We start from the raw sequence: 21,543 nt of genomic DNA on the forward strand, positions 1-21,543 counted from the left end.
TCACCGAGGCGTCGGCCGTGCGCGAGATCCTCGCGTACGTGGGCGAGCCGACGTCGCCGCGGCGGCCTCGGCGGCCACCGCGGCGACCCATGCTCCTACTCGCGCTGCGATTCCGGCGAGGTTTGCAGGCTCCGTCGGCACGCATTTTCCGAATCACGACTGCTGTCAGCGCCTGGAACACTTGCGGAAGTGGCGTTGGATCTCCTATCCTTCGGCGCACAGCGTCGCCGCCAACTCATACCGCGGCAATCCCGGCAGCCAGGCCACTGTCGCACAGAGATCAGCCATCTCCGCCGCGCTGAACTCGCGACCGCAGTGCACCCAATCCCGCGTACTCATGACCGCCACCACCGACCCTCCGGCTCAAGCGTAAACCGTTGCCCTCCACGTGTCCTGCCAGAAGCCCGTACGCTTGTCTAGCCTCCCTTTGCGAAAGTTATTTTTTGCGGTTGCCGCAAAACCTTGCTACCACTGAGTTTCGGGAGTCATGCTTCAGAGCTGATCCCCCACTCTCCCCCGTCGGCCAATGCATGATAGTCTTCCATCGGCGGGCCGCTCGATCCGGCTGCGCCAAAACCCCCCCTGAAAACGGATCATGGCACTCAAGCTTTTCATCAGCCACAGTTCGCGCCTGCGCGACGATGAGACCGGCGATGCTCAGGCGCAAGCCAACTGGCGGCTCCTGCAGGACACCTGCGACGCGCTCGGGCAGGCCTACGGCCAGGACATCGACATCCTCGTCGACTACGCCGGCCTGCAGCCGAGTGATCGCTGGGAAAAGCGCCTCGACGAGTGGCTGTACGACTGCCACGCCGGAGTCCTGCTGCTCTCGAAACGCGCGCGGCAGTCCGCCTGGGTGCGCAAGGAAGCCACGATCCTCTGCTGGCGCGCCGCCAACGAAAAGGATTTCAGGCTCTTTCTGGTTCTCCTCGATGGACAGCAGGCGGCTGACCTCGAAGCGGACGATTATTTCCGCACGCTCGGGCTCAACCGCTTCCAGTGCGTCGAGGACGTCAGGACCGCTGCCGAAATCGTCGGCGGTCTGCGGCAGCCGCGGCTGGACGAGTGCGTCGCGCTGAGAAGCAGGCGGCAGACCCCTTTCGAGCGACTGGTCGGTGGCGTCGAAAAAATCCTTGCCCGGGAAATCGACACCGATGGCCTGGACAATCTCTGGCAGGCGCTGAAGCTTGGCGGACGACCCCCGGCGAGCGCACTGGACCCGGCGCGCTGCCTGGCCAGAGGGATCGCCGGATACCTGTTTCGCCAGGGCGAGGAGGCCTTGCCGCTGTTCACCCGCCTGATGAACGAGGTGTTTCCGCGTCCCGACCGGCGGCGTGCCGAAGAGGTCCTGCGCTACATTCGCGCCTTGTGGGTCGACGTCGGCGCCGCGCGCATCATGGCCGATGCCCGGCAACCCGGCGATTGTCTGGCGCTGAATGGCCATTACGTCGCCAAACCGGTTCCCGAACTCAAGGCTGGCTACTTCACGCTCGAACGCTACAGCGAAAGAGCCTGGCCCGGCGATCGCCGGACAAAGATCATCCCCATTTCGCAGTTGACCAGCGCCGAAGAGATCTGGCACGGCGTGCGCGCACAGGTATGGCCGGAGAGCGTAACGCCGACACCACCCGCGCACGTCATCGACGGTCTGCTGCGCAAAAACACTGAACGCCTGATCATTCTGCTCATGCCGCCTGGCGACCTCCTCCCCGACCCGGCGGTGCTGGGCGAACTCAAGGCGCGCGCCGGCGACTGCCCGTCGTTGCTTTTCATCGTCGATGTCGGCGAACGAATGCCCGACCCGCTGGGCTACGGAATGCAGGCCATCGTCCCGGAGATCCAGGGCTGGGAAACCGAGTGCACACAGATCGCCGCCGAATGCGCCGCGCGCGCCGTCATCAACCAGGACTGACCATGAGCCGCTACTCCCCCCGCCACTTCCAACTGCCCGACGACGACTGCTTTCCCGGCGAAGAAGCGAGCGCCGGGAACCCCTCCACGGTCGCGCCCTACATCTTCTCCCGCACGGCGCTGATCGCGGTCGACGTCGCGCTCGCCACCGAGCGGCCGCTGCTCGTCGCCGGGCCGCCCGGCTGCGGCAAAAGCCGTCTCGCCGAGACGATGGCGGCGGTCCTCAAATGGAGCTTCGTCCGCCAGACGATCACCTCGCGCACGCGCTGCGAGCAACTGACCGTCGAGGTCGATCATCTGCGTCGCCTGAACGACGCGCACCGGGCCGCCCGCGCGGATGCGCATGTACTGCTCAAGCGCGACCGCGAGTACTACAACCCCGGCATCTTCTGGTGGGCGTTCGACCCTCGCTCGGCCGAATTGCGCGGCTTGCCGGAGTTCCAGCCGCCGCGCAACAAGGCGCGCTTTCCCGGCCTCGCCCGGCCAGCCGCGGCCGGCGAGCCACCCGCGACCGTCGTGCTGATCGACGAAATCGACAAGGCCGAACCGGACCTGCCGAACGACCTGCTCGAACCGCTCGACCGGCGCAGTTTCGGCCTGCCCGACAACACGACCTTGACCGCCGACCCGCTGGCCAAGCTGCTCACGATCATCACCACCAACGGCGAGCGCGAGCTGCCGCAGGCCTTCATCCGCCGCTGCGTGACGCTGCGGCTCGAAGAACCGACCCGCGACATCCTGATCGCCATCGCCGCCGTGCGCGCCCGCGAAGCCGAACCGGCGCTGGTCGCCGCGGTCGCCGACAAGATCCTCGCGCTGCGCGACGAATTGAAGGACAGCGGCCGGCGCCCGCCCGGAACGAGCGAGTTTCTCGACGCCGTGCTTACCTGCCACTGGCTGGCCATCGGCGTCGATTCCGAGGTCTGGCAAGAGGTCGAGCAGGCGACGCTGCGCAAACCGATGCTGCGCGAAGATGAGCGTTCCGAGCGAGCGTAGAGGCGAGATCGGTCTCGCCGAGCTGGTCGCCGCGCTCAGGCGTCTGCGCTGCGACCAGTTCGGCGAGGCCGAGCGGAGAGGCGAGATCGGTCTCGCCGAGCTGGTCGCCGCGCTCAGGCATCTGCGCTGCGACCAGTTCGGCGAGGCCGAGCGGAGAGCGATCGCCGAAGCGCTCGGCTTCGGCGCCGCCGATCCCCGCGCGGCGCAAACGCTGACGCCGACGCCGACCGTCTACGACCACAGCCAGACCCAGGCGCAGACGCGGTCGACGCCGATCGCGCCGCCGCCGGCGCCGGGCTGGGCCGTGCCGCGTGTGGCGCCGACACCCGAGGCGCTACCCGCCGACATGCTCGCCTGCGAGCTGGTCGAACTCGTCGCCGACCCGCCGGACGCCGGCGACGACGCGCAGCCGCCTACCTGGCTGAGCGCCGGCTACCGCCGCATCGACCCGCAAACGCGCGCCGCTCCGCTGCGCCACGCATTGCTGCCGGCGCGCACGGCGCGCGGCGTGCTGACCGCGGCGCTGGCGACGCAGCGGACGGGCGACGAGATCGACCACGAAGAACTCGTCCGCTGCCTGGTCGCGCGCCGCCTGCCGCCGCGCCTGCCGCGCGTTCTGGCGCCGACGCTGACGCACGGCTGCCAGCTCCTGCTCGACTTCAGCGACAGCATGCTGCCCTGGTGGGAAGACCTGCGCCAACTCGCCCGGCAAGCGATCGCCACGCTTGGCGCAGCGGGCGTGACGAGCTTCCATTTCAGCGGGGCGCCCGCCGCGGCACGCCGCTGGTCGGCCGAGAGAGAGGATTTCGCGAGCTGGCGCCCGCAGGCCGGCCAGCCGGTGCTCGTCGCCACCGACTTCGGCATCTGGGGCGAGCCGCTGCACGACGGCGCCGGCGCTGACTGGCAAGACTTCGTCCGCCGCTGCGCGGGCGCCGATTCGCCGCTGCTCATCCTCGTTCCCTGGCCACCCCGCTACTGGCCGGCCGACCTGGGTCTGTTTCCGCAGCTCGTCCATTGGCATCCGGCGACGACCGCCGCCATGCTGCGCCGGCAACGCGGGCTCGCCCACCGCGTCGCGCGATGAGCTGGCAGCAGCCGACCGACTTCGAACACCGGCTGGTCGACGCCGCCGGTCTGCGCGCGCCATGGGGGGATCTGGCGCCGCTCGCCCGCCTGCTGCGCCTGCTCTCGCCGGCAACGCGCATCGAGCCCCTGCTGCTGCGCAACGCGCGCTGCCATTTCCTGCCCGGCAGCGGCGCCGAGATCGAGTCGCTGCTCTGGTTCAGCCCGCTCGTCGGCGCGCGCAGCAGCAGCGATGTCGTCCTCCACGGCGGTGTCGCGCGCCTGCTCGCCGGCGAGCTGCGAGGTGACGGTGCGCGCTTCGCCGAGGCGCTCGCCTTCATCGATCACCACAGCCGCCACTGGTTGCCCGAAGACCGCCTCGCACAGACCTTGCGCCTCGATACGCTGCGCCCTCCCGACGCCGCGACACAGGAGGAACTGCGCCAAGGCCTGCGCGACATGCTGCGCCTGATCGGCAACGAAGGCGACGAGGCGCGGCGCATGCGCCTGGCGCGCTCGATCCGCCAGACGCTGGCGACGGTCGGCAGCGACGCGGCGGAAGCCTTCGACGAGCTGCGCTGGCTGCGGCAATACGCAAGCTGCCGCCTCGGCACGACGGCGACACCGGCCGCCGCCAGCCCGCCGGCCGCGGCGCTCCCGGCCTGGCTCGGCGAACCGCCGCCCAGCCCGCGCTTCCGCCGCGCCCGCCTGGCGGTGCGCGTGCACCACGACGTGCAGGAAAACAGGACGATCCTGCACTTCGTCGACGCCGGCGACGCGGCGCAGGCAATCGAGTTTCCGACACCGCTGCCAGCCGACCTGCATGTCGGCTTCCCCGACCGCCCCGATCACCCCGGCCGCTGGCACCTGATCGGCAGCGACCGGCGCGTGCGCGTGCCGCCGATCGACGTCGGCCGCGCGCTGCGCCTCGTCCTGACGACGATCGACGGCCGCCGCCATCAGCTCCGCGCGACGCTGCCCGAGCCACCCGGGCCGCTGCCGCCGACCCGCTTGCTGCTCAGCCACCTGGCGGAAGACCGCGCGCCGGCGCAAGCCATCGCCCGCTGGCTGCGGACGCAGGGCGTCGGTGCCGAGCTGATCGAGGAGGACGCGCCGGCGGCGGGGGCCGGGGGGCATGCCGCGGCGGCGGACGACGAGCCCGAGCCGGCCGTCCCCATCCTGCGCCTGTGGACGCCCGCCGCCCGCCGGCGGCTGGCGCGCGGGCCGGATGCGCTGCCCGCACTAGCAGTGCGCAGCGCGCTGCTGCGCGTCGATCCGGCCGTCGAACTGCCGCAGCCCGGCTTCGGCGCCGAGCGCGTGCTCGATCTGGCCGGCTGGTCCGCCGGGCAGAGCAGCGAAGAGGCCGGCAGGTTTCTCCGCCAGCTTGACGAGTGGCTGGCCGGCGACGCCGGGCCAAGCGAGCCGCCCTCGCCGCCTGTGCCACCCGATCCCCCTGTCGCGGACACGGCGGAGCGCGAACGCGCGGCCGAACGGCAACGCCTGCTGGCCGAACTCGAGGATCCCGGCACGCTCCCGCCGCGACGGCTGGCGATCGGCGACCGGCTGGCCGAAATCGGCGACCCGCGCCCGGGTGTCGGCGTGCGCGAGGTCGAGGTCGAGGTCGACGCCGACGGTCCGCCGGCGGAGGACGCGCCAGTGGAGGACGCGCCGGCGCCGAGCGAGGCCGACGCGCTGCTCGCCGAACTCTTGGAACCGGCAACGACACCACCGCGCCGGCTCGCCATCGGCGATCGACTGGCCGAGATCGGCGACCCGCGGCGCGGCGTCGGACTGGATTTGCGCGGCCTGCCCGACATCGACTGGGTGCGCATTCCCGGCGGCGACTTCATTTACCAGGAAGGCGAAAAGCGCTCGCTGCCGACTTTCCATCTCGCGCGCTACCCGGTGACCAACGCGCAATACGAGGCGTTCGTCGCCGCCGGCGGCTATGGCCAGGGAAAGAAAACAGCGGCCTGGTGGCGCGGCCTCAAGCGGCCGGAGCTGAGTCCCTCAACGTGGCCGCAGCCCAATCGCCCGCGGACGGACGTCAACTGGTACGAAGCGGTCGCTTTCTGCCGCTGGTTGAGCGCCCAACTCGGCTACGAAGTCAGACTGCCGCGCGAAGACGAATGGGAACGTGCAGCGCGTGCGCAGGACGGGCGCGACTACCCCTGGGGAAAAAGCTACGCCAGTGGTCAGGCAAATGTCGACGAAGCGGCCCGCTACGGCGGGAAGAAGACAGGCAAGTGGTCTCTTGAGCAAACGACCGCCGTCGGCGTCTACCCGCACGGCGCTTCCGAGGAAGGCGTTCTCGATCTCTGCGGCAACGTCTGGGAATGGTGCCGCAACAGATACGATCAGCCGGACCGGACTGAATTGGATACCGGCGACGCGGCGGGCGTGGTGCGCGGCGGCTGCTGGGGCGACCTTGCAGTCGATGCGCGCGCGTCGTGGCGCCTCAGGCACGATCCCGTCTACCGGTACCTCGTCGTCGGTTTTCGCGTTTTGTCGTCTGCCCCCATTTCCTGATGCGCTGTTTGCTGCCGACCGTCGCGCAGCGGCGGTCGCGATTTTTTTTTTCAGAAAACGAAGGGGCTGAGGACATGTGTGCGCAAACCCCAGGAATCGGCGTAACGGACATGGTTGATCCAGCCCTGGACGCTGGCGTCGAACTCGGCGAAGCTGAGCTCGCCGCGCTGCCAGGCGGCGTAGCGCCCATCCAGCCGGCGCGTTGCCGCAACGACCTTGCGCGCCTTGACCCGGCGGTGGGTCGGGAAAACGACGAAGCCAAGCCACGGAATTCCCTGCGCCACCGGTTGCACCTGCGCGCTGCCTGCGTGGAACTGCAGCCGCCGCCCCACCAGGTGCTCGCGTACGGCAGCCTTCCATCGCCAGAGCGTCGGCTTGTCGTCGGCGAAGAGCGCGAAGTCGTCCACGTAGCGCACGTACCCTCGGCAGCCAAGTTCGTCGCGCACGAACAGATCCAGGGGGTGCAGGAAGACGTTCGACCAGAACTGCGAGCTCAGATTGCCGATCGGCAGGCTGCTCGGCGGCTGGATCAGACAGGATGGCGAGAGGCGGAGCACCCCAGGGTGAATCCTGGCGGTGCTCCCGGTTGTGTATGCGCCCGACGCGGAAAGCGTGCGGACGGGATGCACCCGCGCCATTAAAGCCCCGCCGTCGCGTAGCGCAAACCGTGGTCGGCGATCCCGGCGAACCTGGCGGAAGCGGCAATGTGGGCAGACGACAAAACGCGAAAACCGACGTCGTTGTTCCGGTTGTCGGGATTGTTCCTGTTGCGCCTCGACGCGCGCGCATTGTCTGCATTGTTGTTCCAGCAGCCGCCGCGCACCACGCCCGTCCGATTCCGGGGCACCCCACTGGACAAGCCAGCGAGCGGGATTATCGCAGCCTTCATCGGTCGCGGCGAAAAAATTTTTTCGACCGCCGCTGCGCGACGGTCGGCAGCAGACAGCGCATCAGGAAATGGGGGCAGACGACAAAACGCGAAAACCGACGTCGAGGAACCGGTCGTCGGGATCGAGCCAGTCGCGCCCCGACGCGCGCGCATCGTCTGCATCGTTGCCCCAGCAGCAGCCGCGCACCACGCCCGCCGAATTGGGGAGACTCATTTCACCCCGGACCGACTTTTCCGAATCCTCAAGGCACCATTCCCAGACGTTCCCCGAGAGATCGAGTACCCCTTCAGGCGACGCTCCGTGCGGATAGACGCCGACGGCGGTCGTCTGCTCGAGCGTCCACTCGCCGACCTTGTGCTCGGACCCAAAATACTTGGCGGTTTCGTCGATATTCGCCCGCCCACTCTCGTAAGTCTCGCCCCATGGGTAAGCGCGCCCGTCGCGCCCGCGTGCCGCGCGCTCCCACTCGCTTTCGCTCGGCAGGCGAACGGCGTAGCCAAACCGTGCGCTCAGCCAGCGCGTGAAGGCGACCGCTTCGTACTGGTTGACGTTCGTCCGCGGCCGATTCGCCTGCGGCCAGTGCGACGACTCGGGCTGCGGCCGCTTCAGATCTTTCCACCAGCGATCGTCGGCGTAGCCGCCGTCGTCGATGAAGGTCTGGTACTGGACGTTGGTCACCGGATAACGCGCGATCCGGAACGTCTCCAGCCGGCGCCGCTCGCCCTTCTGATAGAGGAATTCGCCGCCCGGGATCTCGACCCAGTCGATGTCGGGGAGCAGGATCGTTCGCCGGGCCGACCGGCCGGCGCCTGGATGCGGGCCGCTCGCTGCCTGGCCGCCGGCGGGCGGCGAACTCTGGGCAGACGGCGTGGGGGTGCGGCTGGGAGTAAGCGGAGCGACCATCGGTGACGTGGCCTAGCCTGGCTGGGCGGGCGCAGAAAGATTCCCGCCATGATAGGGACAAACTCACCAGGCGGGAAGGACCGGCAGGCGACGGAGGCATGGCGGCAATGCTGTTGAATCAGGCCAAATCCCGGTATAAGCCACTTTAGGCCATTGATGCAAAAGACTATTTTTACCGGTAGACCACGATGATAACGCGGAGACGGTATGCAAAATGCATGCCCGCTATCGTCTGTTTTTGATGCGTTTCTTCATCTGATTCCGGATCGTCTCTCTTTAAGAGGGTTTTCTCTTTCCCCGAAGGCCTTTGTTCGCCAGAGCAAACTGACGCTTTCGGCGGTCTTCGTCTTGCTGCTTTCACTGACGGGCAGTGGGAAAGGCCAGGGGGTTGATGGCAAAGCCGGCGCGTTCTTTCGCCATGCCCGACGTAGTGGTCTGTGGCCGGAAGCGGAAGCCGTCCATCGCAGTACCGTGACCAAAGCGCGTGCCAAGCTCCCCTGGACGGCCTTTGAGCAAGTGCATCACGATGCCGTAGGGCTGGCCTATGCGCTTTGGCCGGCGTCCGCGGATGCGACCTGGCAGGGACTGTCGGTCTTTGCCATTGATGGCTCCAAGTATGACCTGCCGGCCTCGCCCGCGTTACGCGAAGCCTTCGACCCGAAGAGCGGGCTGGAGCATCCGGGCAAGGGCCATTACCCGCAATGCCTGGTGTCGACGGCCTATGATGTCTTCCGGCGCCTACCCATCGCGCGGACGGTGCGATCGATTGCGCAGGCCGACGAGCGCGAAGAGGTCAAAGCGCTCTTGCCGCATATCCCGTCCGGCGGCCTCCTGCTGTTCGACCGAGGCTACCCGAGTTATGACCTCATCGGCCACCTGCATCGCCAGTACCAGGGCTACTGGGTGATTCGCTGTCCCGCTGCCTCGACCTTCCCTGCCGTGGAGGCCTTCGTTCACTCCGATCAGAGCGAGGCAACGCTGACGCTGACACCGCCGAAGGCGGGACCGATTCCGCTGCGGGTGGTGCGGCTGGTCGCTCCCGATGGCAACGTCTCCGTGCTTCTGACCAACCTGAACGATTCCATCCGTTTTCCGGCTACCGCCGTCATCGCCCTCTACTTCCGACGCTGGGCAGTCGAAACACATTACCGCGACGAGAAGACTTCCCTCGACATCGAGACCTTCCATAGCCGGACCGAGAACGGGATTCGTCAGGAACTGTTCGCCATTCTGATCCTCGCCGTCATCGCTCGCATCCTGATGGTGCTCAGCACCGATCCCGACCATCCCGCAGCGGCCGCGCCGCAGTTCAAGCACGCCATGATCACCCTCGCCGAAGAAGCCTTCGTCCTCACGCCCCGCTGCCCCCAACAGGCCCTGGCAATCTTCCGCGAACTCCTCTCCGAGATTGCTCGCGTGCGCTATTACCCCCCACGAACGCCTCGGCCTTCGCAGCCTCGCGTATCAAAGAAGCCCATCTCCAAATGGCAGGTCGATAAAGGCAAACGAATCGCCATGGCCTGATTCAACAGCATTGCGGCCCGCGGCCCGCCCCTGTGGGAGATGTCCGATGCCGAGCAGGAGCAGTTCGATCCGCAAGCCCAGCCGGCGCCGGACTACCAATTCGATCAGCGCACCGCTTGGTAAAGACAGTACGAAGACGGTCCAATCGGGCTCGTCGGGGACCGCTTGCGCCATGCGTCGCCGCGGCGGCCTCGGCGGCCACCGCGGCGACCCATGCTCCTGCTCGCGCTGCGATTCCGGCGAGGTTTGCAGGCTCCGTCGGCACGCATTTTCCGAATCACGACTGCTGTCAGCGCCTGGAACATTTGCGGAAGTGGCGTTGGATCTCCTAGCCTTCGCGATCACAATCGTGCAATCGTCATCGGACCGAGATGAGGTTGTCTGAAGTTACCCCGGCGGCACGGGCAGTTACCCCGAAAGCTACCCCGGTTTCTCGTCGGGTGCCATGCGACGATGTCACGCCGCAACAGAAAAAAGACGACAAAAAACCCGCACTTAGGCGGGCTCTGTGGATTGCTATGGACTACCTTGGATTGCTTATTGGTGCCCAGGAAGGGAATCGAACCCCCACACCTTGCGGCGGCAGGACCTAAACCTGCTGCGTCTACCAATTTCGCCACCTGGGCACGGCAGGAGTCGACGCACGCGGTGTCTTGCCTCCGGTGCGGGTGGACCGACCGGCTGCTGACCTTGCTGGCGGCACTCCGTGGCGGCATTTTAACCGCCGCGACCCTATACTGTCAGCACCTGTGGCGGGCGCCTGCCGCCCGTCGTCGCCAACTGCCGTCGGATGAGCGGCCGCCGCCTGCACTGCACGATGCCTGTCAAGCACTACGAGAACTTTCCGGTCGCTTCGCTGCTCCTCCCGGCGCGCCTGCGCCGGCCCATCGAAGCGATCTACCGCTTTGCGCGCAGCGCCGATGACCTGGCCGATGAAGGCGAGGCGACTGACGACGAGCGTCTGCAGGCTTTGCACGACTGTCACCGCCAATTGGACGAGATCGAGCGCGGTCGGCGACCAGCGCCCGAACTGTTTGCCGATCTGGCGCGGGTGATCGACGAGTGGCATTTGCCGGTGGCGCTCTTGCGTGACCTGCTCGACGCTTTTGCGCAGGATGTCGTGCAGAAGCGCTATGCCGACTATGGGCAACTGCTCGACTATTGCCGGCGCTCGGCGAACCCGGTCGGGCGCCTGCTGCTGCATCTGGTCGGACGCACCGGCGACGACGATCTGCGTCGTTCGGATTGCATCTGCACGGCGCTGCAACTGATCAACTTCTGGCAGGATGTCGCGATTGATTGGCAGAAGGGGCGCGTTTACCTGCCGCAGACCGATCTGCAGCGTTTCCACATCGATGAAGCGGCGATTGCCGCCGGCACCGGGGGTGACGCTTGGTCTGCCTTGCTTGATTTTCAGATCGAGCGGACGCGCCGTTTGATGTATGCGGGAGCGCCGCTGGTCTTTGTCCTGCCCGGGCGTGTCGGCTGGGAAATCCGGCTGACCGTGCAGGGCGGCCTGCGTATCCTGGAACGAATTCAGCGCGTGCGCGGCGATGTCTTTCGCCAGCGCCCGACGCTGGCTGCGGCGGACTGGCTGACCGTCGTCGGGCGTGCTTTCCGCATGTCGCTCGTGTGACAATGGCTGCCCAGCCGATTGATCGAGTTCGCGCATGACCCCGGACGAGTACTGTCAACAGAAAGCCGCGCAGAGCGGTTCGAGTTTCTACTACAGCTTTCTTTTCTTGCCGCCCGACCGGCGGCGCGCGATCACCGCGCTCTACGCCTTCTGCCGCGAGGTTGACGATGTCGTCGACGAGTGTCCGGACGGGCAGATCGCGGCGACCAAACTGGCCTGGTGGCGGCGCGAACTGGCCAACGTTTACTGTGGCAATCCGCAGCATCCGGTGACGCTCGCGCTGCAGTCGGCGCAACGCGAGTTCGATCTGCCCGAGGAGCAACTGCAGGAAATCATCGACGGCATGGAAATGGACCTCCGGCAAACGCGCTACCTCGACTTCAAGACGCTGGCGCTCTACTGCTACCGCGTTGCCGGCGTCGTCGGCCTGCTCGCCGCCGGCATCTTCGGCTACCAGGACCGCCGGACGCAGAAGTATGCGCACGATCTGGGGATCGCTTTCCAGCTCACCAACATCATTCGCGACGTCGGCGAGGACGCGCGCCGGGGACGGATCTACCTGCCGATCGAGGATCTGCAGCGTTTCTCCGTTCCCGCGGCGGACATCCTGAACGCTCGCCATTCGGACAGCTTCCGTCAGTTGATGGAGTTCCAGATCGAACGCGCGGAAAGCTATTACGCGCAGGCAATCGCCAGCCTGCCGGAAAGCGACCGGCGGGCGCAGCGCCCTGGTCTGGTGATGGCGGCGATCTACCGCGCTCTGCTCGACGAAATCAAGCGTGACGGCTGTCTGGTGCTGCAGCAGCGTACTTCGCTGACGCCGCTGCGCAAGCTGTGGATTGCCTGGTGGACCTGGGTGCGCGGATGAGGGTGGCGGTCGTCGGCGGCGGTTGGGCCGGCTTGGCGGCGGCCGTCGAATTGCTCGCGGCGGGCGTCGAGGTGGTGGTCTATGAAGCGGCGCGGCGGCTTGGTGGGCGCGCGCGCAGCGTCGTCATGCACGGGCAGCGGCTGGATAACGGGCAGCACATCCTGAGCGGTGCGTATGGCGAAACGCTGCGCCTGATGCAGCAGGTCGGTGCAAATCCGGCGCGTTTGCTGCACCGGGTGCCGCTCGCCCTTTGCTTTCCCGGGGCCGGGTCGGAGCGGCCGTTTGCCCTGCGTCTGCCACGCCTGCCGGCGCCCTGGCACCTTGCCGTCGGCCTGTTCAGCGCGCGCGGCGCCAGCCTGGGCGAGAAGCTCGCCGCGCTGCGCTGTCTGCGTCGCTGGCAGGGAACGGGCTACCGGCTGGCCGCCGATTGTTCGCTTGCCGCGCTGCTCGACCACGATCGCCAGTTCGGCGCACTGCGTCGTTTTCTGTGGGAACCGCTCTGCCTGGCCGCGCTCAACACGCCGGCGGCCGACGCCTCGGCGCAGGTCTTTCTCAACGTGCTGCGCGATACGGTCGGCGGCGCGCGCGCGGCCAGCGACCTGCTGCTGCCGGCCGTCGAGCTCGACGCGCTGTTCGCGCAGCCGGCGGCCGATTTCATTCGCGCGCATGGTGGCGAGATTCGCCTGTCGCAGCGCGTCGAGCAGATCGACGAGCCGCTGAGCATCACCGGCGAGCGCTACGCAGCCGTCGTGCTCGCCGTCGACGCGCCGCACGCCGGCGCCCTGCTGGCGCAGCATGCGCAAACGCTTGACCTGGCACGGCTAGTCGCCGGATATCGCGGCGAGCCGATCGCCACCGTCTATTGCGCCTATCCGCGCGAGCTACGGCTGTCCGAACCGATGCTCGGTCTGGCAGGTGGCTCGCCGGCGACGGTCGGTCAGTGGGTTTTCGACCGCGGCGCGTTGTGCGGCACCGACGGGCTGCTCGCTTTTGTTCTCAGCGGGCGTGGCGCCTGGGAGGAACTCGACAATTCCGCCTTGTTTGCCGCTCTGGCCGGAGAACTCGCCGGCATGCTGCGCCGTCGCCTTCCCGACCCCGCCTGGGTACGCGTCGTGCGCGAGCGGCGAGCGACCTACTCGTGCCGTCCCGCCCTGCCCCACCCGCCGGCGCGGACCGCCAGGCGCGGCCTGTGGCTGGCCGGCGACTACGTTTGTGCGGAATACCCGGCGACGCTGGAAGCGGCGGTGCGCAGCGGCGTCGCCGCGGCGCGCGGGATACTCGGCGCGCCGGCGGCCGGTCAGCGCGCCGGCAACCGCCCTACTTGACGCGCATGCCGGGCTGCGCGCCGGCGTCAGGGGCGAGCAGGAAGATGCCGGGCGTCGTTCCATCCGGGTCGGATGCGGCAAGGATCATTCCTTCCGAGAGTCCGAAGCGCATCTTGCGCGGCGCCAGATTGGCGACGACAACGGTCAGCCGACCGACCAGTCTGGCCGGATCGTAGGCCGTCTTGATTCCGGCAAAGACCTGCCGAGTGCCGAGTGGCCCGAGGTCGAGGAGGAGCTGGACGAGCTTGTCGGCACCCTCGACCTGCCTTGCCTCGCGGATCTGCGCGATCCGCAGATCGACGCGCATGAACTCGTCGAGCGTCAGGTGCGCGCTGCCATTGGCCGTGGCCACTGCCGCCTGGGCGACGGCGACGGCCGCTGCCTTTTCCTGCTGTTCGGCGTGTTTCTGCGGCGCAGCCGGCGTCGTCGCCGGCGCGATCGCGGTCAGCGACTCGCGGTTGGCTTCGACCAGCGCAGCGATCTGCTTCTTGTCGACGCGCGTCATCAGGTGGCGGTAGGGCCGGATCGCGTGTCCGGCGGCGAGCACGCTGTGGACATCGTTCCAGGTGAAGGGCGCGACGTTGAAGAAGCTTTCGACCTTCGCGGCGAGCGCCGGGAGGACCGGTTTGAGCAGGATGATCAGCCGGCGGAAGAGGTTGAGCGTGTTGCTGCAGGCTTGTTGCAACTCGCTCTCGCGCCCCGGCTGTTTGGCCATTTCCCAGGGTTTGACGCTGTCGACGTACTGATTGGCGAGGTCGGCGAGCGCCATGATTTCGCGCACCGCCTTGCCGAACTCGCGCGCTTCGTAGTGCTCGGCGATCGCCGCCTGCCTCTCGCCGATCGCCTGCAGCGCGCGCAGCGACTCGTCGCAGGTGCACAGTTGACCGGCAAAGCGCTGACTGATGAAGCCGGCCGAGCGACTGGCGAGGTTGACCAGCTTGCCGACCAGGTCGGCATTGACGCGCGCGATGAAGTCGTCGAGATTGAGGTCGATGTCCTCCATCGAGGCCGACAGCTTGGCGGCGTAGTAGTAGCGCAGCCACTCGGGATCGAGCCCCTGCGCCAGATAGCTCTCGGCGGTGATGAAGGTGCCGCGCGACTTCGACATCTTGGCGCCGTCTACGGTCAGGAAACCGTGTGCGAAAACCTTGCTCGGCGTCCGGTAGCCGGCGTGCTCGAGTTCAGCCGGCCAGAAGAGCGCGTGGAAATACAGAATGTCCTTGCCAATGAAGTGATACAGCTCGGTCGTGGAATCGGCGCGCCAGTACTCGTCGAAGTCGATTCCACTGCGCGCACAGAGGTTGCGGAAAGCGCCCATGTAGCCAATCGGCGCGTCGAGCCAGACGTAGAAATACTTGCCGGGCGCGTCCGGGATCTCGAAACCGAAGTACGGCGCGTCGCGCGAGATGTCCCAATCGGTGAGGTGGTTCTCGCCGGGCGGGCCCAGCCATTCCTGCAGCTTGTTCGCGGCTTCGCTCTGCAGCCGGCCTTCGCCCTGCGTCCAGCGCCGCAGGAAAGCCTGACAACGCGCGTCGGAGAGCCGGAAGAAGTAGTGTTCCGACTGGCGCAGTTCGGGTCGGGCGCCGGAGACGGCCGAATAGGGGTTGCGCAACTCGTTCGCCGTATACGCCGAACCGCATTGCTCGCAGTTGTCGCCGTATTGATCGGGCGCCGCGCACTTCGGGCACTCGCCCTTGATGAAGCGGTCGGGCAGGAACATTTCTTTGAGCGGATCGTAGTACTGCTCGATCGTGCGTGTTTCGATCAGCCCGGCAGCTTGCAGACGACGGTAGATTTCGTTGGCGCAGGCGCGTGTTTCCGGCGAGTGCGTCGTGTAGTAGTTGTCGAAACCGACATGGAAACCGGCGAAGTCGCGCGTGTGTTCGCGCTGCACGCGCTCGATCAGCGCTTCCGGGGTAAGGCCCTCCTTCTCGGCGCGCAGCATGATCGGCGTGCCGTGCGTATCGTCGGCGCAGACGTACCAGCATTCGTTGCCGCGCATCTTCTGGAAGCGGACCCAGATGTCGGTCTGGATGTACTCGACCAGGTGGCCGAGATGGATGGCGCCGTTGGCATAGGGCAAGGCGGAAGTAACGAGGATCTTGCGGGGCATGGGATTCCGGCCGGCTGGACAAACGGGCATTCTACCAAACGCGGATCGCCGGCAGCCGTTCAATGCCGCCTGCCGCCACCTCCGATCACGCTACCGGCGGCCGACGGCCAGCGCAGCGCATCGGCCCGCACGCCCGGCGCGACGCCAACTTCGCCGGCAAAGCTCAGAATTGAGGCGAAGGCGCGAGTTCGCCGTCTGGCGCGCGGTACGACGCCGCTTCCTCGAACACCCAGGCGCGAAAGGCGACGATCCCGGCCTGCTGCTCGTCGGTCAGACGACAGATGAAGTAGTAGGAGAGCGGCGACTCGACGGCCAGCCGGAAAGGGCGACGCAGCGCGCCGCTGGCGAGGCCGTCGAGCGCCAGCGTGTGGCGGGCGAGCGCGACGCCCTGACCGGAAGCGGCGGCCATCAGCATCAGATTGGAGTCGTCGAAAACGGCGCCGCGCTGCGGCTCTTCGACGATCAGTCCGGCCGCGGTAAACCACGGTTGCCAGAGTTCGTCGTTCGAGCGCAGCAGCGGCAGCTCGCCCAACTGCGCCGGTTCGAGCAGCGCGTGGCGCGCAATGAACTCGGGGGAGCACACCGGGTAGTACCAGTCGCGCATCAACAGCCGGCAGCTCAGGCCAGGGTAGCGGCCGTGGCCGAAGCGGAGCGCGACATCGGCCTCGCCGCCCTTGATGTCGGCCAGTCGGGCGCTCGATTGCACCTCGACATCGAGTTCGCGGTGATGCGAAATGAAGCTGCCCAGGCGCGGCAGCAGCCAGCGCGCGGCGAACGACGGCATGCAACTGACGCGCAGCCGGCGGTAGTCGCGCATCGCCAACAGTTGCTCGGTCGCCTGGCCGATTTCGCCGAGTGCACGCGCTACCTGTTCGGCATAAACGGCGCCCTGCGCGGTCAGCTTCAGGCCGCGGCCATGCCGCTCGAAGAGGGCGACCCCGAGCTGCTCCTGCAACTGGCGCAACTGGTGGCTGACCGCACCATGCGTCAGATGCAGCTCGGCGGCAGCGCCGGTGACGCTCTGGCTGCGCGCGGCCGCAACGAAGACGCGCAGGCTGCCAAGCGGTGGGAGGCGGCGGTTATCGGTCAATTTTTCTCACATGTCGTGTCAGAACAATTCGATTGTACTGGCCCGTCGGCAGGCTGAAAATGGCCGCACCTGTCAAGCATCGGACAGGCATCATTGCCGGCACAGGAGGAAACCATGACGACGCTGTTACCCGATGTCGAATTCGAATTGCGTGCTGACGCCGCTGTTTCGCTGGACGGACTGGCCGGCTGGACGGTCATCGCACTTGGCGGACGCATCTGGCTGACCGAAGAAATGGGTGGCCGGGATGTCTGGCTGTTGCCCGGCCAGCGTCATCGCCTCTTCCATCCGGGAACGACGGTGATCGAGGCCTGGCCGCTGCCGGGAGCCGAAGCGCCGGTGAGGATCCGCCTCTCACCGCCAGCGGGCAGCTACCGCCGTCGCTGGTCACTACCCCGCTTCAGGCTCGCCGGCGTGCCGGCCTGCGCCTGAACAATAAACAGTCGTCGGACAGGGCAGCGCGGCTGAGCGGTGCCAACCTTTACGCTTGGAGAAAAGACATGACGAATCTGTCGGAAGCTGCGCCGCACCGTTTGCTCGGCCTCTACGACTCACCCTTTGTTCGCCGCGTGGCGGTGAGCATGCACCTTTACGGGATTCCTTTTGAACACGTGTCGCTCTCGGTGTTCAGGCAGATGGATGCGATGCGGCCGATCAATCCGCTGTTCAAGGTTCCGATGTTGACGCTGCCGAACGGCGAGACGCTCTACGAGAGCGCGTACATCCTTGATTACCTCGACGAACTCGCGTGTGAACGTGGTCTCGCTGCGCTCATCCCGCGCCAGGGAGCGGAGCGCCGGCAGGTGCAACAGTTGATGGCGCTGGCGACCGTCGCTACCGAGAAAGCGGTGGCGATCGAATACGAGCACAAGCGACCTAGCGAGTTGCTCTGGGCCGAATGGACCGACCGCCTGCGGGGTCAGATGCGCCAGGCGTTTGCCATGCTCGAAGAGAAGCTGGTCGGCGACTTCCTCTTCGGCAACCGCCTGACGCAGGCCGACATCACGACGGTGAGCGGGATCGGCTTCGTGCGCTACGTTCGGCCGGACGAATGGGCAGAAGTCGCCAGCGCCTGCCCGGCGCTCAGCGCACTGGCCGACCGGCTGGAAGCCAGCGCGGCATTCCAGGCGGTTCCGATCGATCAGTGATCGGGGTTGCTGGCGCCGGCTGCTGTGGTTACCGGCGCGGCTGCGGCGGCGCTGCCCGCTGCCAGCAGGTGCGCGCGGAAGGCGCGCGCCGGCAGTGACAGGGGTTTGCTCCTGAGCTGAACGACCAGCCAAGGTCGGCGCAAGGGAAACCCTTCGACCTCGAGAAGGCATACGCCGGCAGCCGCCGGGTCGGCCGGCAAGGCGTGCCGCGAGAGCACGGCAAGGCCGACGCCGGTGGCGACGAGCTCACGAATCGCCTCGTTGCTGCTCACCGCCAGCTTGACATCGAGCCTCATCCCGGTCTGCGCGAGATGGCTGTCGATCGTCCGCCGTGAGCCCGAGCCGACTTCGCGCAGGATGAAGCGCTCGCCGCTCAGTGCCTCGAGTGCAAGCTTGCGGCCAGCCGCCCAATGCCCGACCGGGGCAATCACCACCTGCTCGTTGTCGAGAAACGGCGTGCAGATCAGCGGCAGGTCTTCCGGCGGATAGACCATGATGTAGAGATCGTCCTGGTTGCCGCGCAGGCGCGCCACGACGCGTTCGCGCTCGGCGATCTCCAGCTCGACCTCGATCTCCGGGTAGCGCCGGCAGAAGTCGCCGAGCATTCTGGGCAGGAAGTACTTGGCCGTGGGGACCAGCGCGATGCGCAGGCGGCCGCGTTTCAGCCCCTTCAGCTCGTCGATCGCAGCCTCGAAACGGTTCCAGACATCGTCCAGTTCGCGCGCCATTTTGAGCACTTCCTCGCCCGCCTGAGTGAGGACCAGCAAGCGACCTTGCTGCGCGAACAAGGGCACGCCAAGCAGCTCGGCGAGTTGCCTAATCTGCAGTGAAACCGCCGGTTGCGTCAGGTGCAAGGACTCGGCCGCCTTGGTGAAGCTGCGCAGCCGGGCAACGGCAGAGAAGGTTTCCAGTTGGCGAAAGCTGATGCGGCGACGCGGCACTCATAAGCTCCAGCAAATACATTCGAGAATTATATCTCATTGGACATTATCGTCCGGCGCCCCCATAGTCTGCTCCGTCCCACCTGAACAAGGGGCAACCACCAAAACGCGAAGCCAGGAGAAAAGCATGCGCCACTACACCACCGACAGCCCGGAAGCGATGTCACGCATCGTCGCCCTCGCTCTGCTTGCCGACGGTGCCCTCGACCCACGCGAAATCGAATCGCTCGATCGGCGAGCCATCCTCGATAAGCTGGGCATCTCACACGGAACGCTCGACCGCATCACGCACGAATTCTGCAACGACCTGCTGCAGTGCGCGCGCTCACCGAACGTCGGGCAGATCGAACTCGATCGTGATCTGGTCGAGCACCTGCTCGACGACATCCGTGCGCCGGAAAAGCAGCAGCAGGCGCTCGCGGCGATTGTCGAGATCACCGAGGCGGACGGTTGCCTGAACGGCGGCGAGGCGATTCTGATCTCGGAAGCGATGAGTCGCTGGGGACTTGAGCTGCAACACGTCGCGCGCACCGTGGTGCGACGCGCGCAGCGCCCTCTCCCGCAGCCAGCGACCAGCGTTTGATCAGCCGCGCGGCAGCCACCTCCCGCGCGCGGCGGTCGCGGCAGTCAATGCACGAAGCGACCGTCGCGCGTCGCGATCACCGTGTCCACGAACGACGAGCCAAGGTGCTGGCGCGACGAATAACTGACCGCATAGCCGCCGAGATCGTACTGCCCAAGCTTTTCCAGCCCATTGACCAGCGCCTCGCGGTTCGGCGCTGCCGTTCCGGCCTGTTGCAGGCCGGCCACCAGCACGCGTGCGCCGAGATAGCCCTCAAGGCTGCTGAAGGAAAAGTCGGCCGCCGCATCGACCGCCTGCAGGTCGCGTTGATATTCCCTGACGACGGGCGGCGCGACCCCCCAAGGGAAAGGGACGACCTGCGTGAAGACCAGTCCCTGGGCTTCGCCACCGAGTAGCCGGACCATCTGCTGGGCGCCCGAGTTGACCGCCATGAAACGCGTCGCCGCACCCAGTCTGCGACTGGCCGTGATCACCGCAGCAAATGCGGCGTAGCTGCCGTGGTTGAAGGCAACATCGACTTTCGCCTCGCGCAGCTCGCGCGCAATCGCTTCCGCATCGGGCTTGGCCGGGAGAACGATGGCTTTGGTCAGATCGAGCTGGTGCCGGGCCAAAGCCTTGCGCACGTTGGCCAGATGTTTGCGACCGGTCTCGCTGTCGCTGTGTAGAAAGGCCACGCGGAATTGGCCAAACTGGGCAGCGGTATCGACCAGGCGCTCGAATTCGAGTTGGTGTCCGGCACGCACCGGAAAGACGTAGCGGTTATGGCTTTCGCGGAACTCGGCGGCGCCGGCCAGGCAGGCGACCAGCGGCGTCTTCTTCTCGATCGCCACCTTCATGCTGGCGATACAAGGACCGCCTTCGGCGCCGGCAAACACCGCCAGCACGCGTTCCTGGTCGATCAGGCGGAGCGTGTTATCTGCCGCCCGACTCGCGTCACCACCATCGTCCAGCGACTTGAGGACGATCCGCCGGCCATGCACGCCGCCCTCGGCATTGATCCGGGAAAAGTAGGCCCGTGCGCCGGCCTGTATTGCCTTGCCGTGCTCGGCCATCGGCCCGGAAAGCGCCACGGTCTGCCCAAAGACAAGCTCTTCCGAAGCAAGTGCGCTGCTCGCCAGCCAGCAGCCGACGAGTACGCTCCCCCACAGTCTGACCCGCATGACTCTTTTCCTCCTGACCTGACAGCCGTATTCGGCCCGCCAATGCGCGATCATAGGCCGCCCGGACGGCGGCGACCGTGCCAGACTTGGCGCTTGCCGGCGGGCTTCAAATGATCTTGTTCAGCGGATACTCGACGATTCCCTCGGCGCCAAGCCTGATCAGCTCGGGGACGATGCGGCGAACCTCCTTTTCGGGCAGGATGGTCTCGATCGAAACCCAGTCGGAATCGTAAAGATGGGCCACCGTCGGGTTCTTCAGACTGGGCAGGATGTCGGTAATGGCGGCGACACGCTCGCCCGGTGCGTTCATCTTCATGCCGACCATACCTTCTGCGCGCAGGGTCGATTGCAGCAGCGTGGCGATCTGCTCGATCTTCAGCCGTTTCCAGGGGTCGTCCCAGGCCGCCCGGTTGGCCACCATGACCGGCAACGACTCCATCAGCTCGCAGACGATGCGCAGGCCATTGGCGCGAATCGTCGAGCCCGTTTCGGTGACTTCGACGATCGCATCGCACAGGCCCTCGACCACCTTGGCTTCAGTCGCTCCCCAGGAGAATTCGACGGTAACCGGAATCTGGCGCTCGGCGAAGTAACGTTCGGTGAAACCGACCAGCTCGGTCGAAATCGTCGCGCCGCGCAGATCCTCGGGCGAGCGAACCGGCGAATCGTCGCTGACCACCAGAACCCAGCGCACTGTGCCGCGGGAAACCTTCGAGTAGACCATCTCGCAGACTTCCACGACATCCGAATCGCTTTCCCGGACCCAGTCCCGGCCGGCAATGCCGACATCGATCGTGCCACGTTCGACATATCTGCCCATCTCCTGCGGACGGATCAGACTGCAACGCATCTCCGGATCGTCGA

19 protein-coding genes and 1 tRNA gene are annotated in these 21,543 nt (G+C 66.7%); 11 read left to right on the plus strand and 9 right to left on the minus strand.

What is annotated here, in order from left to right:
* Positions 1-595: 595 nt before the first annotated feature.
* Genes RKP46_RS08490 through RKP46_RS08505 form a run of 4 tightly spaced genes read left to right on the plus strand, consistent with a single transcriptional unit; the run spans position 596 to position 6,498 of the window.
* Positions 596-1,912 carry a toll/interleukin-1 receptor domain-containing protein gene (locus RKP46_RS08490; protein WP_311106242.1) on the plus strand — a complete coding sequence of 439 codons (1,317 nt, stop codon included), beginning with the start codon at positions 596-598 and terminating at the stop codon, positions 1,910-1,912.
* Between the two features lie 2 nt (positions 1,913-1,914).
* The gene (locus RKP46_RS08495) at positions 1,915-2,907 is read left to right on the plus strand and encodes a MoxR family ATPase (protein WP_311106243.1); all 993 of its coding nucleotides are present in this window, start codon (positions 1,915-1,917) and stop codon (positions 2,905-2,907) included.
* Entirely contained in the window at positions 2,885-3,991 is a 1,107-nt protein-coding gene (locus RKP46_RS08500; RefSeq protein ID WP_311106244.1) for a hypothetical protein, read from the plus strand. The genes RKP46_RS08495 and RKP46_RS08500 overlap by 23 nt, the downstream gene beginning before the upstream one ends.
* A complete protein-coding gene (locus tag RKP46_RS08505) occupies positions 3,988-6,498 on the plus strand; it encodes a formylglycine-generating enzyme family protein (RefSeq protein ID WP_311106245.1) in 2,511 nt (836 codons plus the stop codon). The genes RKP46_RS08500 and RKP46_RS08505 overlap by 4 nt, the downstream gene beginning before the upstream one ends.
* Positions 6,499-6,548: 50 nt before the next feature.
* On the opposite strand, the gene RKP46_RS08510 is transcribed toward RKP46_RS08505, so the two are convergent.
* The 3 genes from RKP46_RS08510 to RKP46_RS08515 all read right to left on the minus strand — a co-directional run bounded on the left by RKP46_RS08510 (position 6,549) and on the right by RKP46_RS08515 (position 8,291).
* On the minus strand, positions 6,549-7,055 hold the full coding sequence (locus RKP46_RS08510; RefSeq protein WP_311106246.1) for an RNA-directed DNA polymerase: 507 nt from the start codon (positions 7,053-7,055) through the stop codon (positions 6,549-6,551).
* 80 nt (positions 7,056-7,135) lie between these two features.
* A complete protein-coding gene (locus tag RKP46_RS20200) occupies positions 7,136-7,549 on the minus strand; it encodes an SUMF1/EgtB/PvdO family nonheme iron enzyme (RefSeq protein WP_409194121.1) in 414 nt (137 codons plus the stop codon).
* Positions 7,449-8,291, minus strand: a complete 843-nt coding sequence (locus RKP46_RS08515; RefSeq protein ID WP_311106247.1) for an SUMF1/EgtB/PvdO family nonheme iron enzyme — start codon at positions 8,289-8,291, stop codon at positions 7,449-7,451. The genes RKP46_RS20200 and RKP46_RS08515 overlap by 101 nt, the downstream gene beginning before the upstream one ends.
* A 207-nt stretch (positions 8,292-8,498) precedes the next feature.
* Here RKP46_RS08515 and RKP46_RS08520 point away from each other — a divergent pair, with 207 nt between their 5' ends.
* Positions 8,499-9,815: an IS4 family transposase gene (locus tag RKP46_RS08520; RefSeq protein WP_311106248.1), complete on the plus strand. Its 1,317-nt coding sequence runs from the start codon at positions 8,499-8,501 to the stop codon at positions 9,813-9,815.
* Between the two features lie 541 nt (positions 9,816-10,356).
* Here RKP46_RS08520 and RKP46_RS08525 read toward each other — a convergent pair.
* A tRNA-Leu gene (locus RKP46_RS08525) sits at positions 10,357-10,441 on the minus strand.
* 191 nt (positions 10,442-10,632) lie between these two features.
* Here RKP46_RS08525 and hpnC point away from each other — a divergent pair.
* From hpnC to hpnE, 3 genes are read left to right on the plus strand one after another with little or no spacing between them, the layout of a single operon-like run.
* Entirely contained in the window at positions 10,633-11,451 is an 819-nt protein-coding gene (gene hpnC, locus RKP46_RS08530; RefSeq protein ID WP_311106249.1) for a squalene synthase HpnC, read from the plus strand.
* Between the two features lie 34 nt (positions 11,452-11,485).
* A complete protein-coding gene (gene hpnD / locus RKP46_RS08535) occupies positions 11,486-12,319 on the plus strand; it encodes a presqualene diphosphate synthase HpnD (protein ID WP_311106250.1) in 834 nt (277 codons plus the stop codon).
* The gene (hpnE, locus tag RKP46_RS08540; protein WP_311106251.1) at positions 12,298-13,644 is read left to right on the plus strand and encodes a hydroxysqualene dehydroxylase HpnE; all 1,347 of its coding nucleotides are present in this window, start codon (positions 12,298-12,300) and stop codon (positions 13,642-13,644) included. The genes hpnD and hpnE overlap by 22 nt, the downstream gene beginning before the upstream one ends.
* Here hpnE and metG read toward each other — a convergent pair.
* Positions 13,637-15,757 carry a methionine--tRNA ligase gene (gene metG / locus RKP46_RS08545; protein WP_311106252.1) on the minus strand — a complete coding sequence of 707 codons (2,121 nt, stop codon included), beginning with the start codon at positions 15,755-15,757 and terminating at the stop codon, positions 13,637-13,639. The two genes, hpnE and metG, sit on opposite strands and share 8 nt — an antisense overlap.
* Before the next feature lie 163 nt (positions 15,758-15,920).
* Positions 15,921-16,847, minus strand: coding sequence for a transcriptional regulator GcvA (gcvA, locus tag RKP46_RS08550; RefSeq protein ID WP_311106253.1), 927 nt, complete (start codon positions 16,845-16,847; stop codon positions 15,921-15,923).
* A 114-nt stretch (positions 16,848-16,961) separates the two neighbouring features.
* Between gcvA and RKP46_RS08555 the strand changes: the two genes are divergently transcribed.
* Both RKP46_RS08555 and RKP46_RS08560 read left to right on the plus strand, forming a co-directional pair.
* Complete coding sequence (locus RKP46_RS08555; RefSeq protein ID WP_311106254.1) at positions 16,962-17,279, plus strand: DUF2917 domain-containing protein; 318 nt, start codon at positions 16,962-16,964, stop codon at positions 17,277-17,279.
* Between the two features lie 68 nt (positions 17,280-17,347).
* Positions 17,348-17,995 carry a glutathione S-transferase family protein gene (locus tag RKP46_RS08560; protein WP_311106255.1) on the plus strand — a complete coding sequence of 216 codons (648 nt, stop codon included), beginning with the start codon at positions 17,348-17,350 and terminating at the stop codon, positions 17,993-17,995.
* Here RKP46_RS08560 and RKP46_RS08565 read toward each other — a convergent pair.
* On the minus strand, positions 17,989-18,936 hold the full coding sequence (locus tag RKP46_RS08565; protein ID WP_311106256.1) for a LysR substrate-binding domain-containing protein: 948 nt from the start codon (positions 18,934-18,936) through the stop codon (positions 17,989-17,991). The genes RKP46_RS08560 and RKP46_RS08565 overlap by 7 nt on opposite strands.
* 127 nt (positions 18,937-19,063) lie before the next feature.
* Here RKP46_RS08565 and RKP46_RS08570 point away from each other — a divergent pair, with 127 nt between their 5' ends.
* Positions 19,064-19,519, plus strand: coding sequence for a hypothetical protein (locus tag RKP46_RS08570; protein WP_311106257.1), 456 nt, complete (start codon positions 19,064-19,066; stop codon positions 19,517-19,519).
* Positions 19,520-19,563: 44 nt separating this feature from the next.
* On the opposite strand, the gene RKP46_RS08575 is transcribed toward RKP46_RS08570, so the two are convergent.
* Both RKP46_RS08575 and hisG read right to left on the minus strand, forming a co-directional pair.
* The gene (locus RKP46_RS08575) at positions 19,564-20,679 is read right to left on the minus strand and encodes an ABC transporter substrate-binding protein (protein WP_311106258.1); all 1,116 of its coding nucleotides are present in this window, start codon (positions 20,677-20,679) and stop codon (positions 19,564-19,566) included.
* 106 nt (positions 20,680-20,785) lie between these two features.
* Positions 20,786-21,543, minus strand: a 758-nt coding sequence (hisG, locus tag RKP46_RS08580; protein WP_311106259.1) for an ATP phosphoribosyltransferase, incomplete at its 5' end; no start/stop codon positions are given.

Origin of the sequence: Accumulibacter sp. (assembly GCF_031732815.1) — a bacterium.
GTDB lineage: Bacteria > Pseudomonadota > Gammaproteobacteria > Burkholderiales > Rhodocyclaceae > Accumulibacter.

Excerpts from the sequence above, each read along its gene's own strand:
- RKP46_RS08495 (WP_311106243.1), top strand. The coding sequence starts at position 1,915 with ATGAGCCGCTACTCCCCCCGCCACTTCCAACTGCCCGACGACGACTGC.
- RKP46_RS08575 (WP_311106258.1), bottom strand. The coding sequence starts at position 20,679 with ATGCGGGTCAGACTGTGGGGGAGCGTACTCGTCGGCTGCTGGCTGGCG.
- RKP46_RS08515 (WP_311106247.1), bottom strand. The coding sequence starts at position 8,291 with ATGGTCGCTCCGCTTACTCCCAGCCGCACCCCCACGCCGTCTGCCCAG.
- RKP46_RS08570 (WP_311106257.1), top strand. The coding sequence starts at position 19,064 with ATGCGCCACTACACCACCGACAGCCCGGAAGCGATGTCACGCATCGTC.
- RKP46_RS08505 (WP_311106245.1), top strand. The coding sequence starts at position 3,988 with ATGAGCTGGCAGCAGCCGACCGACTTCGAACACCGGCTGGTCGACGCC.
- RKP46_RS08500 (WP_311106244.1), top strand. The coding sequence starts at position 2,885 with ATGAGCGTTCCGAGCGAGCGTAGAGGCGAGATCGGTCTCGCCGAGCTG.
- hpnD (WP_311106250.1), top strand. The coding sequence starts at position 11,486 with ATGACCCCGGACGAGTACTGTCAACAGAAAGCCGCGCAGAGCGGTTCG.
- RKP46_RS08520 (WP_311106248.1), top strand. The coding sequence starts at position 8,499 with ATGCAAAATGCATGCCCGCTATCGTCTGTTTTTGATGCGTTTCTTCAT.
- RKP46_RS08560 (WP_311106255.1), top strand. The coding sequence starts at position 17,348 with ATGACGAATCTGTCGGAAGCTGCGCCGCACCGTTTGCTCGGCCTCTAC.
- hpnC (WP_311106249.1), top strand. The coding sequence starts at position 10,633 with ATGCCTGTCAAGCACTACGAGAACTTTCCGGTCGCTTCGCTGCTCCTC.
- RKP46_RS08555 (WP_311106254.1), top strand. The coding sequence starts at position 16,962 with ATGACGACGCTGTTACCCGATGTCGAATTCGAATTGCGTGCTGACGCC.
- RKP46_RS08490 (WP_311106242.1), top strand. The coding sequence starts at position 596 with ATGGCACTCAAGCTTTTCATCAGCCACAGTTCGCGCCTGCGCGACGAT.
- RKP46_RS20200 (WP_409194121.1), bottom strand. The coding sequence starts at position 7,549 with ATGCAGACGATGCGCGCGCGTCGGGGCGCGACTGGCTCGATCCCGACG.
- metG (WP_311106252.1), bottom strand. The coding sequence starts at position 15,757 with ATGCCCCGCAAGATCCTCGTTACTTCCGCCTTGCCCTATGCCAACGGC.